The following is a 24,298-nucleotide window of genomic DNA, read 5'->3' as shown; positions in this document are numbered from 1 at the left end:
CCGGGGGCGGCCCGGCGCGGCCGGGAACCGGCGCGCCGGGCCGCGGAGGTCAGCCCGTGAGCGCCTGTTCGAGGAGGTCCACGGCGCTCGCGAGGGTGCGGGGGCAGGCGGCTCCGGCCGGGGGCAGGGCGCGGGCCCAGCCGGGGCCGGCGGCCACCACCAGGGCCCGGGTGCGGGAGCCGCGCGAACCCCACATGCTGCCGCTCACCCGGCGCAGCAGCTCGGGGTCGGCGGTGTGCCGGTCCTGGGACCAGATCATCACGGCGCCCGGGCCGATCCGGTGGACGGCGTCGAGCAGGGCCCGGAAGGGGACGGCCGCCCCCAGCATCCGGAAGGGCAGGCCGCGCTCGGTGAGCGCCGCGGCCGTCGCCTCCAGCGGGAGGGTGTGCTGCTCGCCGGGCACCGCCGCGAGGACGACGGGTGGCACCGGCCGGGTCGGGCCGGTCTCCACGGCCACGCCGCGCAGGACGCTGGAGACGTGCCAGGAGAGCAGGTGCTCGACCTCGACGTACTGCTCGCCGTCGGCCGCCCACTTGCGGCCCGCGGCCCGCAGGGCGGGCATCATGACCTCCGTCCACGCCTCGACCACCCCCAGTGCGACGACCGCGTCGCGCAGGATCCCGGCGACCTCGGGTGCGTCCAGCCGGACCGCCGCCCGGGCCAGGCCGCGGCACTCGGGGCGTACCGTCCCGACCCGCAGGGCACGGCTGCCGCCCGGGTCGCGGCGGGCCGGGATGTCACCCGGCCGCTCCGTTCCGGGCGGCCGGCCGGCGGGCGGCGGTGCGTCGTGGAGCGCGGTGCGGCGCTCGGCCAGGGCGGCCCGGGCCGCCTCGCCCGGCGGCACTCCGCGGGCCGTGAGGCGGCACATGGCCTCCAGGACCGCGATGTCCTGCCGGCTCCAGCGGCGATGGTGCCCGGCCGCGCGGTCGGCCGGGCCGATGCCGTAGCGGCGTTCCCACGAGCGGACCGTGGTCGGCGACACGCCGAGGCGGCGGGCGACTCCGCCGGTGGGCAGCCCCGCGTCCTCGGGGGCGTCCGGTGGGCCCGCCCGGCCACCGCCCCACGGGCCGGCGCCGTGCTCGGCGGGCAGGGTCACCATCCCCCGATCCTCCCCACCGCGAAGCCGACGCAGCAGACCACCAGCACGGTGATCACCAGGAGGGGGATCCAGCCGGGCCAGGCCGTGTGCAGCTCGGTCGACTCCGGGGTGGAGATGCCCGCGCAGGTCGACGCCTCGCACTCGGGCGTCTCGGTGGGCGGGCTCGCGGGCACGGGGCGTTCGTGCGCGGGGGTGCGGTGGTCGAGAGTCATGATGTCCTCCCGCTGGTGGGACGGTGCGTGGGCCTGCGTCGGAGCGCTGCCGCCCCGGGCATCGGGTAGGTGCTCGCGGGCGCGTAGGGGCTCGCGTGGTCAACCGTATACGCGGCCGCGGGCGCCCGGTGGCGACGGCCACCGACGGTGGCCCGTCGTCAGAAGTGACGCTTCCATGCTCTCCCGCACGGCACGCCGCCGCCCGGCGCAGCGTTCCCGCACCGTTGCGCGCGGCCGGAGCCGGCGGGCCCGCCGGCGGGCGCGGGCGGATCCCTGCCGGCGCGGCGCCGCGGCCCGCTTCCGGCGATCGCGGGCCGCTCCCGGCCGGTGGCCGGCCCGGGCGGCCGGTGCCGGGGGACGGCTGGGCCGGCACTCCCCCCGGGCGTGCTCCGCCCCGGTCCGGCAGTGCGAACGCGGCCCGGAGCCGGGTCAGACCGTCGCGGATCCGGGTCTTGACGGTGCCGAGCGGCACCTCCAGCCGGTGCGCGATCTCGCGCTGCGAGTACCCGCCGAAGTAGGCCAGCACCACCGCCTCGCGCTGGACGCCGCTCAGACCCGCGAGTGCCGACCGGACCCGCAGCCGGTCCAGCGAGCGGACGGCCTGTTCGTCCGGCGGGTCGGCCTCCGTGACGTCCCGGCGGGCGAGGCTCCGGTCGCGCTCGGTGGCCGCCCGGGCGGCGCGGGCGCGGTCCACGGCCCGGTGGTGCGCGATGGTCAGCACCCACGTCAGCACCGAGCCGCGCTCGGGCCGGTAGGCCGCGGCCGTGCGCCACACTTCGAACAGGACCTCCTGGGCGACCTCCTCGGCGTGGGCCGGATCGCGCAGCGTCCGCAGCGCGGTTCCGTACACCGGCCCGGCGACCGCGCGGTACAGCTGCTCGAACGCCGCCTCGTCGCCGCGCGCCGAGCGGGCCAGGAGCCGGGGCAGGTCGTCGCCGGCCGGCGCCGCCCGCTGGAGGGGGACGCCGACACAGGTCCGCGTAGGTGGGGTCACGTCCCCACGCTGCAGCGATTCCGCTCCCTAGCCCAGTCGAATCGTTTGTGCAGCGTTTTGCGTTCGCGCCGCCGACCGTGCCCGAGAGGACACCGGAGCGGCAGCGCGCCATGTTTGCGCGGACATGTCAGCACCCGCCCGCCGGGTCGGCCGAAACCCGGCCCACCTGCCCGTCGCTTGACACCCAGGCCGTCTGACGGTCCATCAGGCACTTCCCACTCCCCCACCGGCCCGAAGCCCCACCGCACCCCCGCCCAACCGCCGATGGTCCGAACCGGGCGGTGCGGACCATCGGCGACAGGCTCGATCCCGCCGTCGCCACCGTCCACCCGGACTCCGCCACCACCGCTCACGGGGCCCCGCGGGCACCACCACCGCACACGTCCGCCCCGGTACCGGGTCCGGTACCGGGGCGGAGGTCGTGCCGGGGCAGGTGCGGCGGAGGCCGGGTGCTCACGGGTCGGCAGACCGGCCCGGGGCCCTTCGGGGCGGTCCGGCGAGCGGGATCACCTCGGCGGCGGCTGGCGCCGCGGGTCGGACTCCCGTGCCCCCGACAGGTCGACGGGCGGCGGCTCGCGGTCCTTGCGGCGCTGCCCCAGGACGAAGGCGAGCATGAGGGCGATGACCAGGAGGACGCCCACGGCGATCAGCCAGAGGTGTGCGCCCGCCCCGTCCGCGGCGAGTGGCGTGGTCCGGGTGAGATCGATGACTGCCATGCGCCGCGCCTTTCCGCTGCGGACCCGCGCAAACGGTACGCGTCCGAGTACCGACGGGGCCGGGCGTCCGACCCTGGGGCGCGACACCCGCACCACACGCCCGGCGCCCGGGCTCCCGCCCGGCGCGGCCCTCAGCCGGCGATGGCGGCCGCCAGCCAGTCGCGGTAGTGGGTGGGCGCGAGGCGGGCGTCGGGGCCGGGAGTGAGGACGTCGCCGCGGACGGCGGCGAACAGGCCCGCCTGGTCGTCGGTGACGACGGGGCGCCCGTCGCCCTTGGCGGCCAGGGTGATCCGGCCGAGCTCGTCCAGCGTGAACCGGTCGGGGCCCGCGATGTCGAGGGTGCCGGTCAGCGGGGCCGCCGTGGCCACCTCCGCGAGGACGTCGACCACGTCGTCGGCGGCGATGGGCTGGAGGGGGGTCGCGGGCAGCCGGACGGCGCTGTCGTCCGAGGTCCACGACATGGTGGGCTCCACGAACTCGAAGAACTGCGTGGCGCGGACGATCGAGTAGGGGGTGGGGCCGCCGCGCAGCAGGTCCTCCTGGAGGGTCTTCGCCCGGTAGTAGTCGAGCTGGGGCACCTGGTCCACGCCGACGATCGACAGGGCGACCTGGTGGCGCACGCCCGCCTTGTCGCCGGCGTCGAGCAGATTGCCGACGGTGGTGCGGAAGAAGTCGAGGGACTGCTCGTCGAAGGTCGGGGAGTTGGTCACGTTGACGACCGTGTGAGCGCCGGCGACCGCCTGGTCGAGACCCTCGCCGGTGAGCAGGTCGAGGCCGGACGACCGGGACACCGCCGTCACGTGGTGGCCCTGCCGCTCAAGCACGTCGGCGAGCCGGGAGCCGATCAGGCCGGTGCCGATGACGGTGATCTTCATGGTGTGCCTTCCTTCGTGACGGGGGCTTCCCCTGGGGGCAAACCCGGATATCAGATGTCCGGGATAATACTCGGATAGTCTATGTCCGAGTCAATGTGGAGGCGACATGAAGCTGTCCGGCGGCGTCGAATGGGCGCTGCACTGCTGTGTGGTCCTGACCGCCGCCGGGGAGCCGGTACCGGCGGCCCGGCTGGCCGAGCTGCACGAGGTGTCGCCCAGCTACCTGGCCAAGCAGTTGCAGGCCCTCTCGCGGGCGGGTCTGGTGCGCTCGGTCCAGGGCAAGACCGGCGGCTACGTGATCACCAGGGCGGCCCACGAGATCACGCTGCTGGACGTCGTCCAGGCCGTCGACGGTGCCACCCCGGCGTTCGTGTGCACCGAGATACGCCGACGCGGGCCGTTCGCGACACCAGCTGAGCAGTGCACCGAGCCGTGCCCCATCGCCCGCGCGATGGGGGCCGCGGACGCCGCCTGGCGGGCCTCGCTGGCCGGGGTCACGATCGCCGACCTGGCCGCCACGGTGGAGGCCGACAACGGGCCGGACGCCCTCCCCGGGATCGGGGCCTGGCTGACCTCGGGCGCCGACCCGCGCGGACCGGCCGCACCGTAGGTCCGCGCCCTCTCCGGCCGCCGCACCCGGCGGACCGCGCCGCGTACGCTCGGCGCTGTGCCACGCCACCCGAGAAAGCCCCGCCGACTGGTCGCCGACGGCCGGACGTACCTGTGGTCGCTCCGCCACAGCCACCCCGAACCGGTCGGCGAGGCCTTCAGCGGCTGCCGCGAGACCCTCACCCTGCACCCGCAGCCGGCCGGCTCCGGCGGGACGCTGCGCATCGTCTTCGCCGGCGGACCCGACCGGTACGTCCCCGGCGGGTTCCCCCTGGGCTCCGGGGACGTCGGGTTCGTCCGGGGTGGCTCACTGAACCTGCACGAACCGGGCGCCGTCCGGGCCCTGCTGGACGCGGCCGCGGCCCACGGATGGCAGCCGGGAGACCGGCGAGCGGTGGAGTTCGACGGCTGGTCGCTGCTGGAGGAGGCAGCCGCCGCCCGCACCGGGGAGCTCGGCCGGCCTTCGTGAGAGCCGACATGTAGGGGATCGGCGGCAGCCACCCGTCGGGCGCGCCCACGAAGCCGAGGGACGCCGGCCTCCGTGCGGACGCGGAGCTGGTCGTCGAAGGTCGGGGCATCGTCCTGGCACCAGGCGCAGCCGCGTGCCGCGAGACGGCCGAGGACCGTCTCGTACGTCACGGGGCCGGCGGCCTCGGGCTCACCGATGGCCAGGCGCGAGGGAAGGTCGACCCGGAGCCGGACGGCTCAGGGCCGGTCGCCGAGTCGTAGGTGGGTGGTGAGGTGGCGGCGGCCGCCGGTCAGGGCCTCGGCGACGACCGCGAGGGCGGTCAGCGCGGCGAGCGCAGCGGCCGGGAGGAGCAGGGGCGCCGCCGTGGGGCGCAGCCCGGTCGGCACCGGGGCGCCGACCAGGGTGGACAGGTCGACGGCCGGTCCGAGCACGGCGACGGCGGTAAGCGCGGCCAGGGCGCCGCCGGCCGCGGCCAGCAGGGTCTGCGGCAGCGTCTCGGCGAGGACGAGCGCGAGGCCCTGCCGGGAGCGCAGGCCCATGGTGCGCAGCCGGGCCAGCAGGGCGGCCCGGTCGGGGGCGGCGCGCAGCAGTGTGAGCAGGACGGCGAGCAGGGTGAAGGCGCCCGCGGCGGCCTGGGCCTGGCCGAACAGGCGGCCCGCCGCGTGCTGGAGGGGGTCCTGGGCGAGGTCGGCGGCGACGGCGGCGCTGGTCCGGGTGACGTAGCCGCTGCGCAGCGCGTCGGGGTCGTTGCCGACCACGGCGGTGGCGGCGGTCGGCCCGGGCGGCGGCGGGGCGCCGGGGTCGGCGAGGGAGGAGGCCGGCAGCGCGCGGACCAGGCCGGCCAGGGCCGGCTCGTCGATCCGGCCGAGCGCGAACCAGTCGGTGATGCGGGCGAGTTCCGGCAGCACGGCGCTCGCGGCGGGGGTGGGCAGGACGATGAAGGGGCGGGTGGCGCCGGGCAGGGCGGGGGTCGCGTCGACCGTGCCGGCGTGGGCTGTGAGGACTTCGCCGCCGCTGGGCAGTCGCAGCCGGTGGCCGCCGGGGCCGAGGTGGCGGGCGAGGTCGGCGCTGAACAGAGCGGGGACGGTCGGCGCCCCCGGAGCCGCCGCGGCCGGCGCGTCGAGCGCCGCCGGGTCGAAGGTGCCCGCCCCGACAGCGCTGGCGATCCGCGCGTAGGCCCGGGGTTCGGCGACCACCAGGGTGACCTGGGTGGCCTCCGGGTCGACACCCGCGCGCACGCCCGGCACCGCCTCCAGCAGGAACGCCTCGCTCTCCAGCCGCACGGCGGTGGCGACCGTGACTCCCGGCAGCGCTGCGGCGGCCGCGGCAAACCCGGGCGGCAGGGTCATCCCGGCCGGCGCCGCCACCGAGGCGTCCGCCCCGACCACGAGCTTCGCGGCCTGCTCCCGGGCGAGCCCGACGCCCGCCAGCACGCTCGCGCCGAAGCCGGCGGTGGTGACCGCGAGCACGAGGGCCAGGAGTGGCAGGACGGAGGGCCGCGACCGCCGGCCGCCCCGGCCACCGGAGCCCCGGGCGGCGCGGGCCAGGCCCAGGAACGCCACCGTGCCGGAGGACCGGGCGGCCGCCCGGGCCAGGCCGCCCGCGAGGACGGGCAGCAGGCGTGCCAGCAGTAGCGCCGCGGTGAGGGCGATCAGCAGCGGGGCCGCCACCAACAGCAGGTCGGGGCCCGCGTCCGGTGGGGCGACGCCACGGCGCCGGACACCCGACACCGCCGCCACCGTCAGGGCGAGGACGAGGAGTTCGGCGATCAGCCGGCCCCGGCGCGCGGCCCTGCCGGAGCCGTCGGCTGGCGGCAGGGCGGCCCGGACCGGAACGGCGAGCAGGGCGACGGCGGTGGTGACCAGCGCGGCGGCCACCGCCGCCGCCCAGCGCGGCGTGGGCCACAGCCAGAGCGCCGACGCGGTGGCCGCGACGGCCGCCGGCAGGACGGTGACCGCGCCCTCCCCGCAGAGCCGCAGCAGGAGCCCGGTACCGGACCCGCCCCGGGCCCTCAGCAGCCGCAGTTCCGCGCCGCGCCGGTCGGTGGTGAGCGCGGTGGCCAGGGCCAGCACCACCCCCGCGACCCCCGCCACGGCGGCCGGCCCGATCAGGGCCGTCGGCGCGACCGCGGCCTGCCGCGCCACCGCCCGGTCGAGGTGGCCGGGCAGCCGGGACGTCGTCGACAGGTCGGAGCGGCCGGTGGCGGCGAGCAGTGCGGTGGCCGTCGGCCCGGTGAGGAACGCGGCGACATCGTGCCTGACCCCCTCCAGCCGGTCGGCCCGCAGCACGCCGGTGTCCACCGGGAGCCGCCAGAAGTCACGCGTGTTGCGCCCCCAGCGCCCGAGGGCGCCCAGGTCGTCGCCCCCGATCACCGCGGCGGTGTGCCAGCTCCGGATGTTGGGGTCGCTGAGCGAGCGTTCCAGACAGGCCCGGCCCGTGCACGGCAGGTCGGCCCAGTACGGCTCGGCCGGGTCGGTGACGGTGTAGAGGCCGGTCACCCGCACCCGCTGCGGGGGCACCGAGTCGTCGTCGAGGACCGCACCGAGCCGGATCCCGATCGTCTCCGCCGCACTGCGGGCCACCGCGATCGGGATCGGCTCGCCCTTGCTCCCGCCGGACGGCCAGGCGCCGGCGACCAGGGTGGTGTGCTCGGTGAAGCCGTGGAGGTAGCGCAGGTGCAGGGTCGGCGGGGAGTGCCCGTCCGGGCGGTCCAGGCCGGGGGTGGTCAGCGCGTGGCGCAGCAGGGCCTCGGCGCCGAACACCGGTCCCGACGGCGCCACCGGGAGGCCGGCCCCGGCCCGGGCGACCAGCTGGGCCGCCACCGCCTCCAGCTCCGCCTCCGTGCCGCCGCCCTCCGGGGAGCGAGCGGTGCTGAGCAGGCTCGTCTCCAGCGGGCCCCGGTCGTGCAGGAAGTCCCGCAGCGCCGCGTCCGCGCCGCGGTCCAGCACTCTCGGGATCGCCGCCGCCAGGAACACCAGCACGAAGGCCAGTCCGGCGGTGAGCAGCGCCGCCCAGGGGCCGGTGCGCAGCCTCGTCCGCACCCACCGGGCCGGCCGGTGGGCACCGGCGGTCACCGGGCGGGCGGGACGGGCCGGGCTCGCCGGCCGGGTGGGGTCGGAGCTGGTCACGGGAACCTCCGTCGGGGCAGGACGGCGGTCACCGACGGTCCGTCACGCAGTAGCGGCCGATGGTGCCAGAACAGCGCCCGGGACCGGAAGGTTCCCGGGCGAAGCATGGACCGAAGAGGCACCTCCGGCACGGCCGAACGGGCACTCCGGCCGGCCGCCCCGGAGGAGAGACGCGCCCGGTTCAGCGGATCCGGTCGTAGACGAGGGCCAGCGTGCCGTGCTCCCCCGCGGTCTGGCTGACGAGCGCCCACTCAGCGGCGGGCAGGCCGTCGTCGAACAGGCGCGGTCCGTCGCCGAGGAAGACCGGGAAGACGGTGAGCGCCAGCCGGTCGACCTCGTCGGCCGCCAGCAGTGCCTTGATGACGCTCGCGCTGGAGAGCACCAGGATGTCGCCGCCCCCGGCGGCCCTGAGGCCGGCGACCACCTCGGCGGTCGGCCGGTCGACGACCGTCGTCCGCTCCCACGGCGCCCCGCCGGGGGCGGACTCGCCGAGGGTGCCGGAGAGGACCACCTTGTCGGCGTCGACGAGCCACTTCGCGAAGCCCTCGTCGCGCGGGTCGACGCCCGGCATGCCGATGACGGTGGGCCAGAAGCCGAGGAAGCCCTCGGCGTTGACCCGCCCGAGCAGGGCGGTCGTCGCGGGCTCCCAGAGGCCGGTCAGGTGGTCGCGGGCGACGTCGGTGTGGGCGTAGGGCATCACCCAGCTCATGTCCCGGGGGTCGCGCCGGGCGTAGCGGCCGTCGAGGGAGAGGCTCATGTTGGTGACGACCCGGCGGCTTGCGGTCTGCTCGGTCATTCCGTACTCCTCGTGTCGTTGTGGTCAGTGGTCAGTGGCTGTCGTCGGTGGCTGTCGCCGTCGCCGGTCGTCGTCGGCGGCCGTGAGGGCCGCCGCGAGCTTGTCGAGGCTCTGGCCGAAGCCGGTCTCGATCCCGGCGACGAAGTCCGCCGAGTCGACGGTGCTGTCGGTGATCCGCCAGTGGACGTCGAGCTCGGTGCCCGTACCGGTGCCCGGGCCCGTGCCGGTCGGCCGGAGGCCGAGCTCGACGTGGGCGGTGAAGGCGGTGCCGCCGCCGGGGAGCAGCGGGGACAGCCGGTAGGCGAGGCGCTCGCCCGGGCGGACGTCCTCGACGACTCCCTCCGCTCGGCCGGCGACCGGGTCGGTGCCGTCGGTGTCCTCGATGTCGCGGTACTCCTGGACGATCCGGCCGCCCGGCCGGGCCTCGAAGACGAGCTCGGAGACCCGGAGGTCGTCGGGCGTCCACCAGCGGGCGAGGAGGGTGGCTTCGACCAGGTGGCGCCAGACCAGGTCCGGGTGCCCCGGCAGCTCGCGGTGGAACCGGAACGAGCGGCCGTCGGCCCACCCTGCCTCTCCCGCCGCGCGCCGCTCCGCGTGGACGCCGAGCCCGTAGCGCTCGTGGGTCTCGCCCGGGCCGCCGGGCCGCTCCGCGCTGTCGGCGAGCCGGGCGAGCTCGGCCGCCAGCTCCCGCAGGGGGGCGGAACGGAGCGCGTAGACGCGCCGCTGGCCGATGCGCTCGGAGGTGACGACACCGGCACGCTCAAGGGCTTGCAGGTGCTTGGTCGTCTGCGGCTGGCGCGCCTCGGCGAGCCGGGCGAGCACCCCGACTGGGCGGGGCCGCTCGGCCAGCAGGCTCACGAGGCGCCAGCGCGCCGGATCGGCCAGTGCGGCGAGGAGTGCGTCCATGAGGAGAAGTATTCGTCACAAAGAATATTCGTGTCAAGGAATATCTCCGGACGCACCCCCGCGACGGCCGGCCGCATGTCGGAGCCGGGAGCGGGCACGCTCCAGGTCCTACGGTCGGGCGAGGACCGGACACCACGGGCAGGCGCCGAGGCGCCGCCGGGAACGGAGTGTGACCCCATGGACATCCCCCCGAACGCCGCCGAGACCCGCCAGGACCGCTACGACCGCGGCCTGGAGACGCTCACCCGGATCGACGGCGAGGCCGGCCGGCGGGTGGTCGACGCGCTGGCCGACATCAGCCCCGAACTCGCCCACCAGATCGTGGCCTGGGGGTTCGGCGAGATCTACCGGCGCCCCGGGCTGGCGCCGCGCGACCGGCAGTTGGTGACCCTGGGGATGCTCACCGCGCTCGGCGGCTGCGAGTCCCAGCTCGACGTCCACGTCAACGCCTCCCTCAACGTCGGCCTCACCCCCGAGGAGATCGTCGAGGCCCTGCTGCACTCCGCCGGCTACTGCGGCTTCCCCAGGGCCCTCAACGCCACCTTCGTCGCCAAGAAGGTCTTCGCCGAACGCGGCCTCCTGCCGGTCACTGGCGACTGACGCCGGACCGCGGCGGGCGGCGGACCGGCCCCGGCGCGGGAGCCGCCGACCCGCCGGGCCCGCACCGCCGACAGCCTGCGCCACCATGAGCAGAGCGCGAGGGCCGGGAACACCACCCGCACCCGGCCGTGCGTTCGTCCGGGGCGGGTGGCACGGTCGCCGACGGTGCCCGGACTCCCCGGTGCCGGCCGGGGTCTCCGGGAAGGCGGCGACACGCGGCGCCCGTCGAACGCGTCCCCGGCCGCGCCGGAGGAAGGATGGGAGCTTCGGGCCGCCCCAGGTGCGCGGCCCGCGGCCGAGCCGCCCCCGGACGCCCCCCGGACGAGAGGAAGCCCATGCAGATCGCCGTCACCACCCCGACCGGCAACGTCGGCCGCCACGTCGTCGCCACGCTGATCCGGGCCGGCGTCCGGCCGCGCGTCCTGCTGCGCGAACCCGGCCGACTGGCTCCCGAGGTCAGGGGCGAGGTGGACGCCGTGCGGGTCGACCAGTTCGACCCCGAGGCGGTGGCGGCCGCCACCGAGGGCGTCGACGCGCTGTACTGGGTGGACCCGACCACCGGCGGCGAGGACCCGCTCGCCGACTACGCCCGCGCCACCGCCGCCGTGGTCCGTGCCGTCACCGGCAACCGGATCGGCCGGGTGGTCTTCCAGAGCAGTGTCGGCGCCGAGAAGCGACACGGCGCCGGCGAGATCGACGGCCTGGCGGGGACCGAGACCGCCCTGGACGACCTCGGGGTCGACGTCACCCATCTGAGGTGCGGCTACTTCTTCACCAATCTCGAACTCCAGCTCGACACCCTCCGGGCGGGCACGCTCCAGGTGGTCCTCCCCCTCGATCAGCCCATGGCCTGGGTGGCACCGCGCGACATCGCCGAGGTGGCCGCGACGCGGCTGCTCTCCCCCGCCTGGTCCGGGCGGTGCGTGCGGGCGGTGCACGGACCGGCGGACCTGACCTGGCGGCAGGTGGCCGGAATCCTCACCGCCGCGACCGGCCGGCGGATCGGCGTCGAGCGGATCACCGACGACGCCATGCGCGCCGGGCTCCGGCGGAGCGGGATGACCGAGGGGCTGGTGGAGGCCGTGCTCGGCATGTCGACCGGCCTCCGTGCGAACTTCACGCCCGAACAGCGCCGCAGCGTCCGGACCACCACGCCGACCACGCTCGCCGCCTGGGCCTACGACCACCTCCGGCACCGGCTCGCCGACGGCTCCTGAGCGCGGCCCGCGCGGGGAGCGGGCGGAGGAACGGCGGGCCGCTCCGGAGCCGGCGCGTCACCCGGCGAGGAGCTCCCCGACGAGCCGGCGGGCGTACCCGGCGTCGAGGCCGGCCGGGCGGAAGAGGATGCGGTACATCATCGGGGCCACCACGCGGTCCATCACCGTCTCGACCCCGGGGGCGGGCTCCCCGCGGTCGCCCGCCCGGGCCAGCACGACGTCGACCTGTTCGGCCGCGTAGGCCGAGCACTGGCCGGCGTTGCTGCCGTCCGGGTCGCCGAGCAGGGCGTCGCGGATGTAGGCACGCCCCGACGGGGACGCCATCTCGTCGAGGAACTGCTCGGCCCAGGCCGTCAGGTCGGACCGCAGGTCGCCGTGGTCCGCCGGCTCCGCGTCGGGCCGCAGCCGCTCCACCGCGACGTCCGACAGCAGCTCCTGCAGATCGCCCCAACGGCGGTAGACCGTCGACGGGGTGACGCCCGCCCGCTGGGCGACCAGCGGAACCGTCAGCCCGTCGCGGCCCACCTCGGCGAGGAGTTCACGCACAGCGGTGTGCACCGACGCCTGGACCCGGGCGCTGCGACCGCCGGGGCGCACCATCTGCTTGCGACTCATGGGATCAGCTTAAAGCACAGTCCTTGCGTTTAGGGGGCGCCCACCCCGGTACCGACCGGCGCCGGCACGGGGGCCGGCCGTGACTGCTCGTAGGCGTGGCCGACCCGCAGGAGGAGGCGCTCCCCGAGGGGCCGGCCGAGCAGCTGCATCCCGATCGGCAGGCCCGCCGCGTCGTGGCCGACCGGGACGGTCAGCGCCGGCACCCCGGTGATGTTGGCGGGGGCACTGAGGCGCACCAGGGCGTCGGCGACGCCCTCGGACGTGCCGTCCGACCAGGTCAACGTCGTCTGGCCGGCCCGCACCGCGGTCGTCGGGACCGTCGGGGCGGCGATCACGTCGACCCCGGCCAGCACGCGGGCCCACTCCTCCCGCATCAGGGTCCGGGAGCGCTGCGCCCGCAGGTAGTCCCCGGCGGTCATCAGCTCGCCGGCCTCCAGGAGGATCCGGACGTCCGCCTGGTACAGCTCGGGCACCGTCCGCAGGGTGCGCTCGTGGTACGCGCTGGCCTCCGGTGCCACCAGCCCCCAGAGGGTCGCCCGGATGTAGCGGGCCATCGGGATCCCGACGTCGACGAGCTCCGCGCCGAGGTCCGCCAGGTGCCCGACGGCGCGCCGGACGGCGGTCTCGACCTCCGGGTCGAGGTGGTCGAAGTAGTAGTCGCGCGGCACGCCGACCAGCAGCCCCGTCAGGTCGGTGCCCGGGCCGGGCCGGTGGTCCACGGCGGCGGCGGCCAGCGAGGCGGGGTCGCGCGGGTCGTGACCGGCCAGCGCCGTCAGGACGACGGCCGCGTCCTCGACGGTGCGGGTGATCGGACCGACGTGGTCCAGCGACCAGGACAGCGAGGTGACGCCGTGCCGGGGGACGAGGCCGTAGGTCGGCTTGAGGCCGACGACCCCGTTGAGCGCGGCCGGCACCCGGATCGAGCCGCCGGTGTCGGTGCCCAGCGCGAAGGCCGCCGCCCCCGAGGCGACGGCGACCGCGGAGCCGCCGCTGGACCCGCCGGCGACCCGGCCGTGGTCCCGGGCGTTGCGGGTCTGCGGGGTGGTCAGGCCGTAGGCGAACTCGTGGGTGTGCGTCTTGCCGAGGAGGATCGCGCCGGCCGCCGTCAGCCGGGCGGCGACCGTGCTGTCGGCCTGCGCGCGGTGGCCCTCGCGAACCCGGGAGCTGGCCGTGGTCGCGGTGCCCGCGACGTCGATCAGGTCCTTGAGGCCCATCGGGATGCCGTGCAGCGCCCCCCGGAAGCGGCCGTGCGCCGCTTCGTGCTCGGCCTCGCGCGCCGCACCGCGCGCCTGCTCCGCGAGGACCGAGACATAGGCGTTGAGCTGCGGTTCCACCTGTTCGATGCGGTCGAGCACCGAGCCGACCAGCTCCACGGGAGACAGCCGCCGGGCCCGGATCTCGTCGGCCGCGGCGGCGACGGTGAGCTCATACGGCTGCATCGGACAGCTCCGTTCCCGCGCGGTAGGCGATCGCGGGCGGGGTGTCCCCGAAGTCCAGCTCCCGCAGGACCGCGACGACGGCGTGGAGCTGGTCGGCGGCGGCCGCGACCGGTCCGTGCCGGTCGTCGGGCAACGGAAGGCCCGCCCGAGCGGCCCAGCGGGCCGCCTCCTGCGGCGTCAGTTCGGCGGCAGACATAAGTGTCCTCTCCTCGTCGGGACGGGAGCCGCGAAGCACTCCCGACACAAAAGCTAACAGTTTGCTTTAGCCGAACGTAGGTTCTACGATCAGCTAAAGCAAATCAATTGCTTTTACGGCGAAGGAGCCTGGACATCACCGGCCGGCTCTGGCGCGGTGAACGGGTCGACCACCGGGGTGCCCACCTCCGGGTCGAGGGCGCCCGGTTGACCCGGCTGCCGGAGCCCGTCCCCGAGGTGTACTTCGGCGGTTCCTCCCCCGAGGCCGCCGAGGTCGCCGCCCGCCACGCCGACGTCTACCTCACCTGGGGCGAGCCGCCCGCCATGGTGGCCGGGAAGATCCGGCGCATCCGCGCGCTCGCCGCCGGGCACGGCCGCAGTCCGCGGTTCGGCATCCGGCTCCACGTCATCACCCGGGACACCCCGGAGGCGGCGTGGGCGGAGGCCGGGCGCCTGCTCGCCGGGATGGACCCGGCGCGCATCGCCGCCACCCAGGAGGCGCTCGCCCGCAGCGAGTCCGAGGGGCAGCGGCGGATGCGCCTGCTGCGCGGCGGCTCGACCGACCGGCTGGAGATCGCGCCCAACCTGTGGGCCGGGATCGGCCTGGTGCGCGGCGGCGCGGGCACCGCCCTGGTCGGCGGCCATCACGAGGTGGCCGACCGGATCGAGGAGTACCACCGGCTGGGCGTCGACGAGTTCGTCCTCTCCGGGGCGCCGCACCTGGAGGAGGCGTACTGGGTCGGCGAGAACGTCCTGCCGCTCCTCGCCGACCGGGGGCTCTGGAAGCGCGGGGGCTGACGCGGCCGGGCCCGGGCACCGGGCGGTGCCCGGGCCCGGTGGCGTCACGCCCAGGGGTTGAAGGGGATGCCGCCGGGCTTGGAGGCGTTGAGCAGGTTGCGGAAGCGGTCGTCCTTGTCGGTGGTCTTGATGGTCGCCGAGCCGAAGTCGGCGTTGTTGAGCCGGTCGCGCAGCCAGGTGCTCGGCCAGCCGTTCCAGTCGACGATGGGCGGCTGGCGCCAGCTGTGGTAGTGGTTCTCCGGCGGCTCGTCGTTGCCGTTGGCCAGCCGGAACAGGTGGGTGAGCGCCGGCAGGCCGTCCTTGTGGTAGACGACCTTGGGGTGGCTGCCGCTGAAGCGCACCGACGAGCGCGGGTAGGTGGCCTGGCCGCCGTGCTGGGTCACGGTCAGGAACTCGACCTGGTTGGACGACTGCTTGACCCAGGAGATGACGTGCTCCCAGTCGTGGCGGTGGCCGCCCGAGCCGTTGACCGTCTGGTCCTTCTCGAAGTAGCTGGCGTACACGATCGCGCACCAGCCGTTGTTGCACGTGGACCGGGCGTAGGTCTGGGACCGGTCCAGGTCGGACTGGTCGTGGCAGTTGCCGTTGATGGCGCCGGAGGTCTTCAGACCCGGGTTGAGGGTGCCGTCGGGGCCGATGGCCGACACGGCGTAGCAGCCGTCCACGTCGTAGTCGTAGGCGGGCGAGAACGAAGCCTCGTAGCCGCCGGCGCGCTGCGGCAGATTGGGCAGCGAGTCGGCCTGGGCGGCCGGCCCGGAGAAGGTGAGCAGGAGGACACCGGCGCCGAGGACCGTCCCGATCCGGCCCCGGGTGCGGGTCGCGCGCCCGGTCGCGGAGCCCTGGGCCGTGGTGGCCGGGCCGGTCAGCGAGGAACTGTTCATGTATCCCTGTTTCGTCAGGAGTTGATGGGGGCCGCCCGGCAGCTGAGGGGCGGCGCACATCGAGCATGGCCGTGATCCGCCCGGGGCGGATCCGTCCAATGACTGACGGGATGCGGAAGCCGGCGCCCCCGTGCGGGCGGGGGCGCGGCCTGACCTTCGGTCACATGACGTAGTCGGGTTCACGCCGGGAGGGCCCCCGCCCGGGGTGCCGGCGCGCGGCCCGACACCTCGGGAAGGGGCGGGCGGGCCCGCTCACCGCAGGCGCGCGTCGAAGGTCAGCGCCTCGACGAGCTCGCCGACCCGGTGCTCCGGCAGGCCCCGCGAGACGAACCAGGCGCCGACGTTGCGCACGTCGCGCTCCAGGAACGAACGGCCGCGCGGATTGGCGACGACGTCCACGATCTGCGGCACGTCGATGATCACCAACCGCCCGTCGTGGACCAGGATGTTGTACGCCGAGAGGTCGCCGTGCGCGTAGCCGTCGACGGCGAGCAGCGACAGGTTGCGGCCGAGCTGCTCCCACAGGTCCTCGACGTCCACCTCCTCGGCGCGCAGCTGCGCGAGCCGGGGCGCGGCGGTGCCGCCGGCGTCGCCGACGAACTCCATCAGGATCTCCGTGCCCAGGATCTGCACGGGGTACGGGACGGCCACGCCGGCCGACCAGAGCCGGCACAGCGCCGTGAACTCGGCGGCGGCCCACTGGCCGGCGATGGCCTCCTTGCCGAACGCGGTGCGCTTGGCCATGGCCCGGGCGATCCGGGACTCCTTGTGCTGGCGGCCCTCCAGGTAGCCGGAGTCGCGGTGGAACATCCGGTGCTGGGCGTCGCGGTAGCGCTTGGCCGCCATCAGCGTGCGCCGGTCGGTCCCGGGCACGCCGCGCTCCAGGAGGAAGACGTCGGCCTCCTTGCCGGTCTTGACCAGCCCGAGTTCGGTGTCCACGGCCGCGAGTTCGGTCACCACCCAGCCAGGGCGCGGCGCGGGGCCCTTCTCGGTGGGGGTGGACTGGTCCCATGTGGACCAGCGATCGCCCTCGGCGGGACCGTCGGCGACCGGCGTCGAGCCGTCGTCGTAGGTGTTGTCGTAGCCGTCGTCGTAGCTGCCGTCGGGGGTGTCGTCGTCGGTGACGTACGCGTCGGCGAAGTCGTCGGCGCTGTCCGGGCCGTGGGTGTCGTGCGGGTGGCCCGCGGGCTCGAAGGCCTCGAAGTGGTAGGCCACCTCGGGCTCGAAGTCGCCGTCCCGCTCGGACCGGCGGCCGCGACGCGGTGCGCCCTTGGGGCGGATACGGGAGAAGGAATCGTTGTCGGCAAAGCGCTCACGCACTGCGGTGGCTCCTGAGGAACGGCCCACCGATGCGCCAGTCGTGAGGCGTCGTCAGCCGGTGGGCGAAAGACGAGAGGAAGAGGCGTCTGGCGCGCACACGAGGGCGCGCCGCATCACGGCGGCAACCATTGGTACGCACCTCCTCTGCTTCTCCACGTCGGTCCTCGCGCCACGGCACGAGAGCACCGCGGCGGCGCCACGGCGACACCGCGGCGGGAACGGTGAAAGCTTAGCGACTTCCAAGATCGGCGCAACCGAATTCTTTTCGGTGCGCGGTGCGGCACCGGGATGAGGACCGGGACCGGGACCGGACCGCCGACATGCCGCGCACGGCCCAAGGTCGCCGACCGGCGGCCGACGGCGCGGAACAATGCCGGAGGTCGCACGAGACTGGAGGTCAAATCATGGACAGCACCGCGCAGTTCCGCGCCTGGGACGTCCGCGAGTCGGGTCCGGCCGACGCCCCGCACCGGGTCCTGCTGCTGCCCGGCGGGCTGTGCGGCGCGGCGTTCTACGAGGACGTGATGGCCGCCCCGCCGCTCGCCGGCGCGCCGGTCCGGCTGGTGGCGGCGACCGTCCCGGGCCACGCCGGGACGGTCGCGCCCGCGGACGTGTCGATGGAGAACTACGCGGCGATCACCGGTGCCTTCGCGGCCGACCACGGCTGCACCACCGTGGTCGGCCACAGCATCGGCGCCAACATCGCGCTGGAGATGGTCGCCGGCGGGCACTTCTCCGGGCCGGTGGTGCTGCTCTCCCCGACGTTCTCACGACCGGACGAGTCCAGAGCGCTGGCGATCGCCGCCGCGATCGGCCGGGTCCCCGGGCTCGGCTCGCTGGCCTGGCCGGCGATGCTGTGGCTGACGCCGAAGGCGCTGGCCGACAGCATTCCGGAGTCGCGGCGGGAGGCCCTGCTCGCCGACCTCGGCAAGAACTCCGCGTCGTTCTGCCGCCGGGCCATGATCGAGTACTTCGCGTACCTGGACCGGCACGGCCAACTGGTCCCCCGGCTGTGCCGCTCCGGCGCCCGGGCCCTGGTGGTCCGCGGCGACCGGGACGAGGTGGGGCTCACCGACGCCGAACGGGCCGCACTGGCGGCCTGCCCCTCGGTGACCCTGGAAGTGGTCCCCGACAGCGGGCACCTGGTGCTGCTCGAACAGCCCGACGCGGTGGCCCGCCTGATCGCCGGCGCCGTACTCGGCCCCGCCTCCTGAGCCCGCCACCGCCGGGCGTCAGGGACGCGCGGGCCCGCCGGTCGCGGCCGGGGGCAGCCCGGCCCGGACGGCAGGCGAGGGGGGACGGCCACCGTCCGGGCGCGGCGGGCGCACCCACCGCGCCCTCGTCTCACCCCGATCCGCCGGGCCAAACCCCACGCCCGCGGGCCTCTTCCGCCCGGCCGCCGGGAGCCACCGGTCGGCGCACGGTCCGGGCGTCCGACCGACGGGCGGCGGACCGGCGGGGCGGCTTGCCGACGACCGCCGGAGGACGGACATTCGTGGTGGCGCTGTCGGCGGGAACCCGCCCCGGGGAGACCGTCCACCGGCAGGCCGCCCGACGAGGTCGAGGTGGGTGTGGCGATGAGCAAGGTGGAGGAGTCGATCGACGTGGACGTGCCGGTCCGCGTCGTCTACGACCAGTGGACGAGCTTCGAACGCTTCCCTGAGTTCATGGAGGGGGTGGAGGAGGTCCGGCAGCTGGACGACCTGCACGCCCACTGGAAGACCAGGATCGCCGGGCTGTCCCGCGAGTTCGAGACCGAGATCGTCGAACGGGTCCCCGACGAACGGGTGTCCTGGCGCACCAGCAGCAGCAATGTGAAGCACACCGGCACGGTCTCCCTGCACCCGATCGACGCGACCCACACCCGGGTCAGGATGACCATGGACTTCGAGCCCACCGGATTCGCCGAGAAGGCCGCGGACAAGCTGGGCGTGCTCGACCGGATGGTCAGCGGTGACCTGCGGCGCTTCAAGCACTTCGTCGAGAACCGCGGGGCCGCCCCCGGGAGCGCCGGCTCCTGACCGCGACGCGGGGCCGGATTCCCCGGCCACGCCCGGCCGGCGACCCTGCGCGGCGGCCGTGAGCAGCGCGCGGGCGAGATAGCGACCGCGACGCCCAGGAGCACGACCCGGACCTCGCCACCGCCGCGAGCCGGGCGGTCGACCGGCCCCGGTCGGGGCCGCCGCCGGCGCGCCGGGCTCAGAATCCGCGGGCGGCGGCGCCCTCGCGCAGCAGGGCGAACGCCTCGGCCGTTTCCGCGGCGGCCAGCACGGCCACCTCGCCGACGTCCTGCCCCTCGGCGAGCCTCGCCCAGGCGGCGTGGGCGAGGACCTGGCGCACCGCCGTGTACTGGGCCGCGAGCAGCCGGGCGGTGACGTTCCCGTCCGGGCCCAGCGCCTCGGCGAGCGCGCGGGTGTCGGCGTCGAGGTAGTCGAAGAGGTGGGCGGAGAGGCTGGGGGTCTCGTAGACCAGCCGGAGGAAGGCCAGCACCTCGGGGCTGTCCGTCAGCCCGCTGCTGGGGTCGCGCGCGGCCAGCCGCTCCAGGTGGTGGCGCTCCAGCGCGTCCAGCGGGGTGGTCCCGGCCGGGCGGGCGCGCACCACCCGCCCGGCCTCGCCGAGGTGGTCGGCGAAACGGTGCAGGACCAGCTCCTCCTTGCTGCCGAAGTAGCGGAAGAGGGTGGGCTTGGAGACCTCGGCGGCGGCGGCGATCTCGGCCACCGAGACCTGGTCGAACCCGCGGGCCAGGAACAGGGCGATCGCCGCCTCCGCGATGGCCCGCCGGGTGCGCTGCTTCTTGAGGGTCCGCAGACCCGTGTCCGACTCGCTCATGACTCGATCATAACCGGGAAATATTTGTTACTCGGTTGCTTTTCTTACCGAGTTGCAGTTTGCTGGTGTGCATCACCGACGAGACGGAAGGGCGGACACACCATGACAACCGTGGTGATCGTGGGGGCGGGACCGACCGGACTGACACTGGCCTGCGGGCTGGCGCGGCAGGGGATCGCCGTGCGGGTCGTCGAGAAGGCGGCCGCGTTCCGCACCGGCTCACGAGGCAAGACACTCAACCCGCGGAGCCTGGAGGTCCTCGCCGACCTGGGACTCGGCGAGCGACTGGCGGCCGCCGGCCGCACGCACCTCCCGTTCCGCAAGTACTTCGGCGGCGAGTTCGTCAACGAGACCGAACCGTTCGCCGGCGCCCGCCGCAGCACGGCCACCCCCTACCCGGCGAGCCTGTGGCTGCCGCAGACGCGGGTCGAGCGACTGCTGCGCGAGAAGCTGGCCGAGTACGGGGTGACGGTCGAACTCGCCACCGAGCTCGTGGACTTCACCCAGGACGACGAGGGCGTGGAGGTCCACCTCGCGGACGGCGGACGGATCTCCGCCGAGTACCTGGTCGCCTGCGACGGCGGCCGCTCCACCGTGCGCAAGCTGCTGGGGATACCGTTCGTCGGCGAGGGCGACCCGGAGCCGCTCATGGTCTGCGGCGACGTCGAGGTCGAGGGCCTCGACCGCGGCGCCTGGCACCAGTGGTTCGGCCCGCAGGGCGTGTTCATGCTCTGCCCCTTCGAGGGCACCCGCCGCTGGCAGCTCCAGGCGAGCCCGGAGACGGACGCCGACGGCCGGGCGGTCGCCCCCTCCCTGGAGAGTTTCCGGCGGCTGGCCGCCCTGCACACCGGTCGGACGGACCTCGTGCTGACCAACGCCACCTGGCTCTCCACCTGGCGGGTCAACGTCCGGATCGCCGAGGAGTACCGCAGGGGGCGGGTCCTGCTGGCCGGCGACTGCGCGCACGTCCACCCCACCGCCGGCGGGCTCGGCATGAACACCGGCATCCAGGACGCCTGGAACCTCGCCTGGAAGCTCGGGCACGTGCTGCGCGGCCTCGCCGCACCGGCCCTGCTGGACACCTACCAGGAGGAACGCCGGCCGGTCGCCGCCTGGACGCTCGACGTCACCACGGCCGGCATGACCAACGTCATGGCGGGCATCGGCACTCCGGGCGTGGGCGTCGAGGCCGGCCGGGTGGGCGACCTCACCGGCCTCTCGCTCGGCTACCGATGGAGCCGGCTCGCGGCCCCCGGTCCCGACGGCCCGCTCCGGGCCGGCGACCGGGCCCCGGACGCCGTCTTCACCGGCCCCGACGGCAGGCCGGCCCGACTCTTCGAGCACTTCGCCGGCGACCACTACACCCTGCTCGGCTTCGGCCCGGGCACCCGCCCCGCACTCGCCGGACTCCCGGCCCACGTCCGGCCCGTCCTGCTCGACGACCCGTCCGACGACGCCCACCGGACCTACGGGATCGCCACCGACACCCTCGCCCTCGTACGACCGGACAACCACCTCGCCCTCCTCGCCCCGGCCACGGCCCGCCAGGAGGTGCTCGACCACCTGACCGCCCTGCGCTAGCCACCCGGCCGGCGTCGCGCCCCTAAACGCGAAGACGTTGCGTTAGTGACCTGGCGTGATCTACGATCGACTAACGCAAAGGCGGAGCTTTAACGGCTCCCGCCGCCGCGGCGACGCCACCCGTACGAAGGGAACCCCGGTCCATGCACACGACGTCCGACGACCCGCGTGGTGCTTCACCCGCCATCGGCACCATCCCGGCCTGGGCCGTCGGCGACCTCACCGTGCACCGGATCGACGAGATCACCCTGCCGCCCGACACCGGGCAGTGGCTCCTGCCGGACGCCACGCCCGAGGTCGTGCGCGGGCAGGACTGGCTGCGCCCCGACTTCGCCGACCCGGCCGGCCGGCTGCTGATCGACAGCCACACCTTCGCGTTCACCGTCGGCGGTCTGAAGGTCCTGGTGGACACCGGGATCGGCAACGGCAAGGACCGCGCCAACCCGGCCTGGCACGACCTCGACACCGACTACCTCGACCGGCTGACCGCCGCCGGGTACCCGCCCGCCGACGTCGACCTCGTGATCCTCACCCACCTGCACACCGACCACGTCGGCTGGAACACCCGCGCCGACGGGAACGGGGCGTGGGTCCCCACCTTCCCCCGCGCCCGCTACCTCACCTCGCGCACCGAGCGCGAGTTCTGGGCCGGCCGGGAGATGGACGAGCCGCGCCGCCGGATGTTCCGCGACTCGGTGGACCCGGTGGCGGAGGCCGGGCTGCTCGACCTGGTCGACGTCCCGGCGGCCGGCGCCGAGGTCGCCCCCGGCCTGCGGCTGCTCCCCACACCCGGCCACACCCCGGGCCACCTGGCCGTCGAGCTGTCCGGCGACGGCGGCGCGGCCCTCGTCACCGGGGACTGCGTCCACCACCCGGTCCAGTTCGCCCACCCGGCCATCGGCAGCTGTGTCGACATCGACCCCGCCCGGTCGCGGGCGACCCGGCGGTCCCTGCTGGAGTCGCTCGCCGGCACCGGCACGCTGCTCCTCGGCACCCACTTCCCCCCGCCCACCGCCGGCCGGGTGGTCGCCCACGGCGACGCCTACCGGCTGGAGTCCGTCCCCGGCACCCCCCGTACGGCGCGCTGACGCCGGAGTGGGACGTCGGACGGGCCGACGTCCCACTCCGGCAGGACCACGACGCCCGGCTGTCAGCCGACCGGCTCAGGGGTCGGCCGGGCCGGCGCGGCCGACCCGGAGCCGGCGGCCGAGGCCGCCCCCAGGCCGGTGCCGCGCGTCTCCTCGGCCCACAGCACGCACACCAGCAGGCCGACCGCCGTGGTGCCGGCCGCGATCAGCATGGTCGGCCCGGTCCCGAGGCCGCTGAGCGACAGCGGCAGCAGGTACGTGCCCACGGCCGCGCCGATCCGGCTCACCGAGGTCGCGACGCCGACCGCCGTCGCCCGGATCTCGGTCGGGAAGAGTTCGTTCGGGTAGGTCCAGTCGAGCACGTTCGGGCCGCCGCACAGGAACGCGTAGGCACAGAGCGCGATGACGGCGACGGCCGCCGGGGCGGCCGGCCAGACACCCAGCAGGGCGAGCGGCACGATCATCAGGGCGAACGACCAGATGATCACCGGACGACGGCCCCAGGTGTCGATCAGCCGGAGCGCCGGGAAGCAGCCCAGCAGGAAGACCAGGCTCACCAGGGCCGTGCCGAGGGTGTCCAGCACGGTGCCGCCCGGCATGCCGAAGGAGGCCAGGATCTGCGGGCCGAAGGTCAGCATCGCGAAGAGCGGGCCGACCTGGCAGAGGAAGAACAGCCCGCAGAAGAGCGTGCGGCGCCGGTAGGGCTCGGTCATCAGCAGCCGCAGGCCGCTGGGACGGCCCGCCTCGGCCGGGTCGGGCATCAGTTCCCGTCCGTCGACCCGGACGCCCAGGTGCTTCTCGACCACGCGCACCGCGTCACCGACCCGCCCGTTGGCGGCCAGCCAGCGCGGCGACTCGGGCGACCCGCGCCGGATCACCAGGAACACCACGCAGAGCACCGCGGAGCTGGCCAGCATCCAGCGCCAGCTGCCGTTCCCGCCGATCCGAAGGAACAGGTAGCCCGTCAGGTAGGCGAGGACGGAACCGGCGTACCAGGCGATGATCTGCTGGCCGAGCAGCCGCCCGCGGTGGCGGGCCGGCAGCCACTCGGCGAGCAGCGAGGTCGCGATCGGGTAGTCAGCGGCCACGGCCAGGCCAAGCACGAAGCGCAGCACGGCGATCGCCCACACCTGGTCGACCCAGAAGGAGAGCACCGAGCAGACGACCATCACCAGCAGGTCGGCGGTGTACATCACCTCCCGGCCGATCTTGTCGGTCAGCACGCCGAACAGGGCGCCTCCGACGAACATGCCGACCAGGGCGGCGGCGCCGATCAGGCTGACCTCGGCGGTGGAGAGGCCGAGCTCGGGACGCATCCCGATCAGGGCCACGCCGACGATGCTCAGGATGTAACCGTCCAGCAGGGGCCCACCGGAACAGGCCAGGGCCAGTCTCCGGTGGAAGGCGGTATACGGGGCGTTGTCGATGGTTCGGGACATGGAATTCGGGTCCTCCGGGGCGTACGGCGGTGCTCCCGCACTCCGTGCGCCTGGTAGACGGCAGAAGTCGGGGCCGCCCGGTCGGACGACCCCGTCACCCGGACCCACCGGGCGACCGTCCACGGTTGCCCGCTCCGAAGCGGTCCCGACGGGGACGAAGGTCCGCCGGTTCCGGGCCCTTGGTCCCGAACCGGACGGGCCCTGGGACCCGTGCGGCGGGGGCTTCGGCCTGCCAGGCCCGGGAAGCACCGCTCCGCGCGCTCCGGCCGGGCGGACCGGGTGACACTTCTCACCCGAAAACAGTAAATGTCTGAATTGCCTGATATGTGATGGCGCGGGCAGCTGCCACGGATCGTCAACGGGGCTCCCGGACAGCTGGTCCGGCCCCGCCGCCCCGCGCCGGACACCCAACCCGCCGGTAGCGGGCGGCCGATGGTGACGACCGGACCTCGGGCGAGCCGCGACCCGCCATCGAGGCGGCCGCTCTGACGG

22 protein-coding genes and 2 pseudogenes are annotated in these 24,298 nt (G+C 75.3%); 9 read left to right on the top strand and 15 right to left on the bottom strand.

The window, feature by feature from the left end; genetic code table 11:
• Nucleotides 1-49: 49 nt before the first annotated feature.
• The 5 genes and pseudogenes from ABT263_RS11860 to ABT263_RS11840 form a co-directional block, all read right to left on the bottom strand.
• Nucleotides 50-1,099 carry a MerR family transcriptional regulator gene (locus tag ABT263_RS11860; protein ID WP_352290235.1) on the bottom strand — a complete coding sequence of 350 codons (1,050 nt, stop codon included), beginning with the start codon at nucleotides 1,097-1,099 and terminating at the stop codon, nucleotides 50-52.
• Nucleotides 1,093-1,311, bottom strand: coding sequence for a DUF6480 family protein (locus ABT263_RS11855; protein ID WP_352290233.1), 219 nt, complete (start codon nucleotides 1,309-1,311; stop codon nucleotides 1,093-1,095). The genes ABT263_RS11860 and ABT263_RS11855 overlap by 7 nt, the downstream gene beginning before the upstream one ends.
• Before the next feature lie 427 nt (nucleotides 1,312-1,738).
• Nucleotides 1,739-2,305 (bottom strand): annotated as a pseudogene (locus tag ABT263_RS11850) (sigma-70 family RNA polymerase sigma factor); the annotation flags it as partial.
• 506 nt (nucleotides 2,306-2,811) lie between these two features.
• Nucleotides 2,812-3,021, bottom strand: coding sequence for a DUF6479 family protein (locus tag ABT263_RS11845; RefSeq protein ID WP_352290224.1), 210 nt, complete (start codon nucleotides 3,019-3,021; stop codon nucleotides 2,812-2,814).
• 131 nt (nucleotides 3,022-3,152) lie between these two features.
• Complete coding sequence (locus ABT263_RS11840; protein ID WP_352290222.1) at nucleotides 3,153-3,896, bottom strand: SDR family oxidoreductase; 744 nt, start codon at nucleotides 3,894-3,896, stop codon at nucleotides 3,153-3,155.
• 106 nt (nucleotides 3,897-4,002) lie between these two features.
• On the opposite strand from ABT263_RS11840, the gene ABT263_RS11835 reads away from it, so the two are divergent.
• A complete protein-coding gene (locus tag ABT263_RS11835; protein ID WP_329491592.1) occupies nucleotides 4,003-4,506 on the top strand; it encodes an RrF2 family transcriptional regulator in 504 nt (167 codons plus the stop codon).
• 57 nt (nucleotides 4,507-4,563) lie between these two features.
• A complete protein-coding gene (locus ABT263_RS11830; protein WP_352290220.1) occupies nucleotides 4,564-4,974 on the top strand; it encodes a hypothetical protein in 411 nt (136 codons plus the stop codon).
• Nucleotides 4,975-5,210: 236 nt separating this feature from the next.
• Here ABT263_RS11830 and ABT263_RS11825 read toward each other — a convergent pair whose 3' ends face one another.
• The 3 genes from ABT263_RS11825 to ABT263_RS11815 all read right to left on the bottom strand — a co-directional run bounded on the left by ABT263_RS11825 (nucleotide 5,211) and on the right by ABT263_RS11815 (nucleotide 9,804).
• Complete coding sequence (locus tag ABT263_RS11825; protein ID WP_352290218.1) at nucleotides 5,211-8,102, bottom strand: hypothetical protein; 2,892 nt, start codon at nucleotides 8,100-8,102, stop codon at nucleotides 5,211-5,213.
• Between the two features lie 181 nt (nucleotides 8,103-8,283).
• Nucleotides 8,284-8,898: a dihydrofolate reductase family protein gene (locus ABT263_RS11820; RefSeq protein WP_352290216.1), complete on the bottom strand. Its 615-nt coding sequence runs from the start codon at nucleotides 8,896-8,898 to the stop codon at nucleotides 8,284-8,286.
• 24 nt (nucleotides 8,899-8,922) lie between these two features.
• Nucleotides 8,923-9,804: a metalloregulator ArsR/SmtB family transcription factor gene (locus ABT263_RS11815; RefSeq protein ID WP_352290214.1), complete on the bottom strand. Its 882-nt coding sequence runs from the start codon at nucleotides 9,802-9,804 to the stop codon at nucleotides 8,923-8,925.
• Between the two features lie 177 nt (nucleotides 9,805-9,981).
• Between ABT263_RS11815 and ABT263_RS11810 the strand changes: the two genes are divergently transcribed.
• Together ABT263_RS11810 and ABT263_RS11805 are read left to right on the top strand one after the other, a co-directional pair.
• On the top strand, nucleotides 9,982-10,404 hold the full coding sequence (locus ABT263_RS11810; RefSeq protein WP_329491587.1) for a carboxymuconolactone decarboxylase family protein: 423 nt from the start codon (nucleotides 9,982-9,984) through the stop codon (nucleotides 10,402-10,404).
• A gap of 335 nt (nucleotides 10,405-10,739) precedes the next feature.
• A complete protein-coding gene (locus ABT263_RS11805) occupies nucleotides 10,740-11,621 on the top strand; it encodes an NAD(P)H-binding protein (RefSeq protein ID WP_352290212.1) in 882 nt (293 codons plus the stop codon).
• A 57-nt stretch (nucleotides 11,622-11,678) separates the two neighbouring features.
• On the opposite strand, the gene ABT263_RS11800 is transcribed toward ABT263_RS11805, so the two are convergent.
• The 3 genes from ABT263_RS11800 to ABT263_RS11790 are packed head-to-tail and all read right to left on the bottom strand — an operon-like array spanning nucleotide 11,679 to nucleotide 13,871.
• The gene (locus tag ABT263_RS11800; RefSeq protein ID WP_352290210.1) at nucleotides 11,679-12,236 is read right to left on the bottom strand and encodes a TetR/AcrR family transcriptional regulator; all 558 of its coding nucleotides are present in this window, start codon (nucleotides 12,234-12,236) and stop codon (nucleotides 11,679-11,681) included.
• A gap of 29 nt (nucleotides 12,237-12,265) precedes the next feature.
• Nucleotides 12,266-13,675 (bottom strand): amidase, encoded by a 1,410-nt coding sequence (locus tag ABT263_RS11795; protein WP_352290208.1) that lies wholly within the window; start codon nucleotides 13,673-13,675, stop codon nucleotides 12,266-12,268.
• Nucleotides 13,662-13,871, bottom strand: coding sequence for a hypothetical protein (locus tag ABT263_RS11790; RefSeq protein ID WP_352290207.1), 210 nt, complete (start codon nucleotides 13,869-13,871; stop codon nucleotides 13,662-13,664). Before ABT263_RS11790 ends, ABT263_RS11795 begins: the two co-directional genes overlap by 14 nt.
• Nucleotides 13,872-13,999: 128 nt before the next feature.
• Here ABT263_RS11790 and ABT263_RS11785 point away from each other — a divergent pair.
• Nucleotides 14,000-14,668 (top strand): annotated as a pseudogene (locus ABT263_RS11785) (LLM class flavin-dependent oxidoreductase); the annotation flags it as partial.
• A gap of 44 nt (nucleotides 14,669-14,712) precedes the next feature.
• Here the strand turns inward: ABT263_RS11785 and ABT263_RS11780 are convergent.
• Together ABT263_RS11780 and ABT263_RS11775 are read right to left on the bottom strand one after the other, a co-directional pair.
• Complete coding sequence (locus tag ABT263_RS11780) at nucleotides 14,713-15,549, bottom strand: NPP1 family protein (RefSeq protein ID WP_352290205.1); 837 nt, start codon at nucleotides 15,547-15,549, stop codon at nucleotides 14,713-14,715.
• A 252-nt stretch (nucleotides 15,550-15,801) separates the two neighbouring features.
• A complete protein-coding gene (locus ABT263_RS11775; protein ID WP_352290203.1) occupies nucleotides 15,802-16,869 on the bottom strand; it encodes a serine protein kinase RIO in 1,068 nt (355 codons plus the stop codon).
• Nucleotides 16,870-17,273: 404 nt separating this feature from the next.
• On the opposite strand from ABT263_RS11775, the gene ABT263_RS11770 reads away from it, so the two are divergent.
• Both ABT263_RS11770 and ABT263_RS11765 read left to right on the top strand, forming a co-directional pair.
• Nucleotides 17,274-18,083 carry an alpha/beta fold hydrolase gene (locus ABT263_RS11770; protein ID WP_352290201.1) on the top strand — a complete coding sequence of 270 codons (810 nt, stop codon included), beginning with the start codon at nucleotides 17,274-17,276 and terminating at the stop codon, nucleotides 18,081-18,083.
• A 363-nt stretch (nucleotides 18,084-18,446) separates the two neighbouring features.
• The gene (locus ABT263_RS11765) at nucleotides 18,447-18,890 is read left to right on the top strand and encodes an SRPBCC family protein (protein ID WP_329491578.1); all 444 of its coding nucleotides are present in this window, start codon (nucleotides 18,447-18,449) and stop codon (nucleotides 18,888-18,890) included.
• Nucleotides 18,891-19,068: 178 nt separating this feature from the next.
• Here the strand turns inward: ABT263_RS11765 and ABT263_RS11760 are convergent, their stop codons facing one another.
• Nucleotides 19,069-19,698, bottom strand: a complete 630-nt coding sequence (locus ABT263_RS11760) for a TetR family transcriptional regulator (protein WP_352290199.1) — start codon at nucleotides 19,696-19,698, stop codon at nucleotides 19,069-19,071.
• 102 nt (nucleotides 19,699-19,800) lie between these two features.
• Here ABT263_RS11760 and ABT263_RS11755 point away from each other — a divergent pair, with 102 nt between their 5' ends.
• Entirely contained in the window at nucleotides 19,801-21,279 is a 1,479-nt protein-coding gene (locus tag ABT263_RS11755; RefSeq protein ID WP_352290198.1) for an FAD-dependent monooxygenase, read from the top strand.
• Between the two features lie 143 nt (nucleotides 21,280-21,422).
• Entirely contained in the window at nucleotides 21,423-22,367 is a 945-nt protein-coding gene (locus ABT263_RS11750) for an MBL fold metallo-hydrolase (RefSeq protein ID WP_352290196.1), read from the top strand.
• A 62-nt stretch (nucleotides 22,368-22,429) separates the two neighbouring features.
• Here ABT263_RS11750 and ABT263_RS11745 read toward each other — a convergent pair whose 3' ends face one another.
• The gene (locus ABT263_RS11745; RefSeq protein WP_352290194.1) at nucleotides 22,430-23,806 is read right to left on the bottom strand and encodes an MFS transporter; all 1,377 of its coding nucleotides are present in this window, start codon (nucleotides 23,804-23,806) and stop codon (nucleotides 22,430-22,432) included.
• Between the last annotated feature and the right edge of the window lie 492 nt (nucleotides 23,807-24,298).

Origin of the sequence: Kitasatospora sp. NPDC001603 (genome assembly GCF_040298365.1) — a bacterium.
Classification (GTDB): domain Bacteria; phylum Actinomycetota; class Actinomycetes; order Streptomycetales; family Streptomycetaceae; genus Kitasatospora.
Note: the sequence above shows the minus strand (reverse complement) of the source record. Positions and strands in the feature narration are given on the sequence as shown.

Coding starts and splice junctions, on each gene's coding strand:
- ABT263_RS11860 (WP_352290235.1), bottom strand. CDS start 1,099: ATGGTGACCCTGCCCGCCGAGCACGGCGCCGGCCCGTGGGGCGGTGGC.
- ABT263_RS11855 (WP_352290233.1), bottom strand. CDS start 1,311: ATGACTCTCGACCACCGCACCCCCGCGCACGAACGCCCCGTGCCCGCG.
- ABT263_RS11845 (WP_352290224.1), bottom strand. CDS start 3,021: ATGGCAGTCATCGATCTCACCCGGACCACGCCACTCGCCGCGGACGGG.
- ABT263_RS11840 (WP_352290222.1), bottom strand. CDS start 3,896: ATGAAGATCACCGTCATCGGCACCGGCCTGATCGGCTCCCGGCTCGCC.
- ABT263_RS11835 (WP_329491592.1), top strand. CDS start 4,003: ATGAAGCTGTCCGGCGGCGTCGAATGGGCGCTGCACTGCTGTGTGGTC.
- ABT263_RS11820 (WP_352290216.1), bottom strand. CDS start 8,898: ATGACCGAGCAGACCGCAAGCCGCCGGGTCGTCACCAACATGAGCCTC.
- ABT263_RS11815 (WP_352290214.1), bottom strand. CDS start 9,804: ATGGACGCACTCCTCGCCGCACTGGCCGATCCGGCGCGCTGGCGCCTC.
- ABT263_RS11810 (WP_329491587.1), top strand. CDS start 9,982: ATGGACATCCCCCCGAACGCCGCCGAGACCCGCCAGGACCGCTACGAC.
- ABT263_RS11805 (WP_352290212.1), top strand. CDS start 10,740: ATGCAGATCGCCGTCACCACCCCGACCGGCAACGTCGGCCGCCACGTC.
- ABT263_RS11800 (WP_352290210.1), bottom strand. CDS start 12,236: ATGAGTCGCAAGCAGATGGTGCGCCCCGGCGGTCGCAGCGCCCGGGTC.
- ABT263_RS11795 (WP_352290208.1), bottom strand. CDS start 13,675: ATGCAGCCGTATGAGCTCACCGTCGCCGCCGCGGCCGACGAGATCCGG.
- ABT263_RS11790 (WP_352290207.1), bottom strand. CDS start 13,871: ATGTCTGCCGCCGAACTGACGCCGCAGGAGGCGGCCCGCTGGGCCGCT.
- ABT263_RS11780 (WP_352290205.1), bottom strand. CDS start 15,549: ATGAACAGTTCCTCGCTGACCGGCCCGGCCACCACGGCCCAGGGCTCC.
- ABT263_RS11770 (WP_352290201.1), top strand. CDS start 17,274: ATGGACAGCACCGCGCAGTTCCGCGCCTGGGACGTCCGCGAGTCGGGT.
- ABT263_RS11765 (WP_329491578.1), top strand. CDS start 18,447: ATGAGCAAGGTGGAGGAGTCGATCGACGTGGACGTGCCGGTCCGCGTC.
- ABT263_RS11760 (WP_352290199.1), bottom strand. CDS start 19,698: ATGAGCGAGTCGGACACGGGTCTGCGGACCCTCAAGAAGCAGCGCACC.
- ABT263_RS11755 (WP_352290198.1), top strand. CDS start 19,801: ATGACAACCGTGGTGATCGTGGGGGCGGGACCGACCGGACTGACACTG.
- ABT263_RS11750 (WP_352290196.1), top strand. CDS start 21,423: ATGCACACGACGTCCGACGACCCGCGTGGTGCTTCACCCGCCATCGGC.
- ABT263_RS11745 (WP_352290194.1), bottom strand. CDS start 23,806: ATGTCCCGAACCATCGACAACGCCCCGTATACCGCCTTCCACCGGAGA.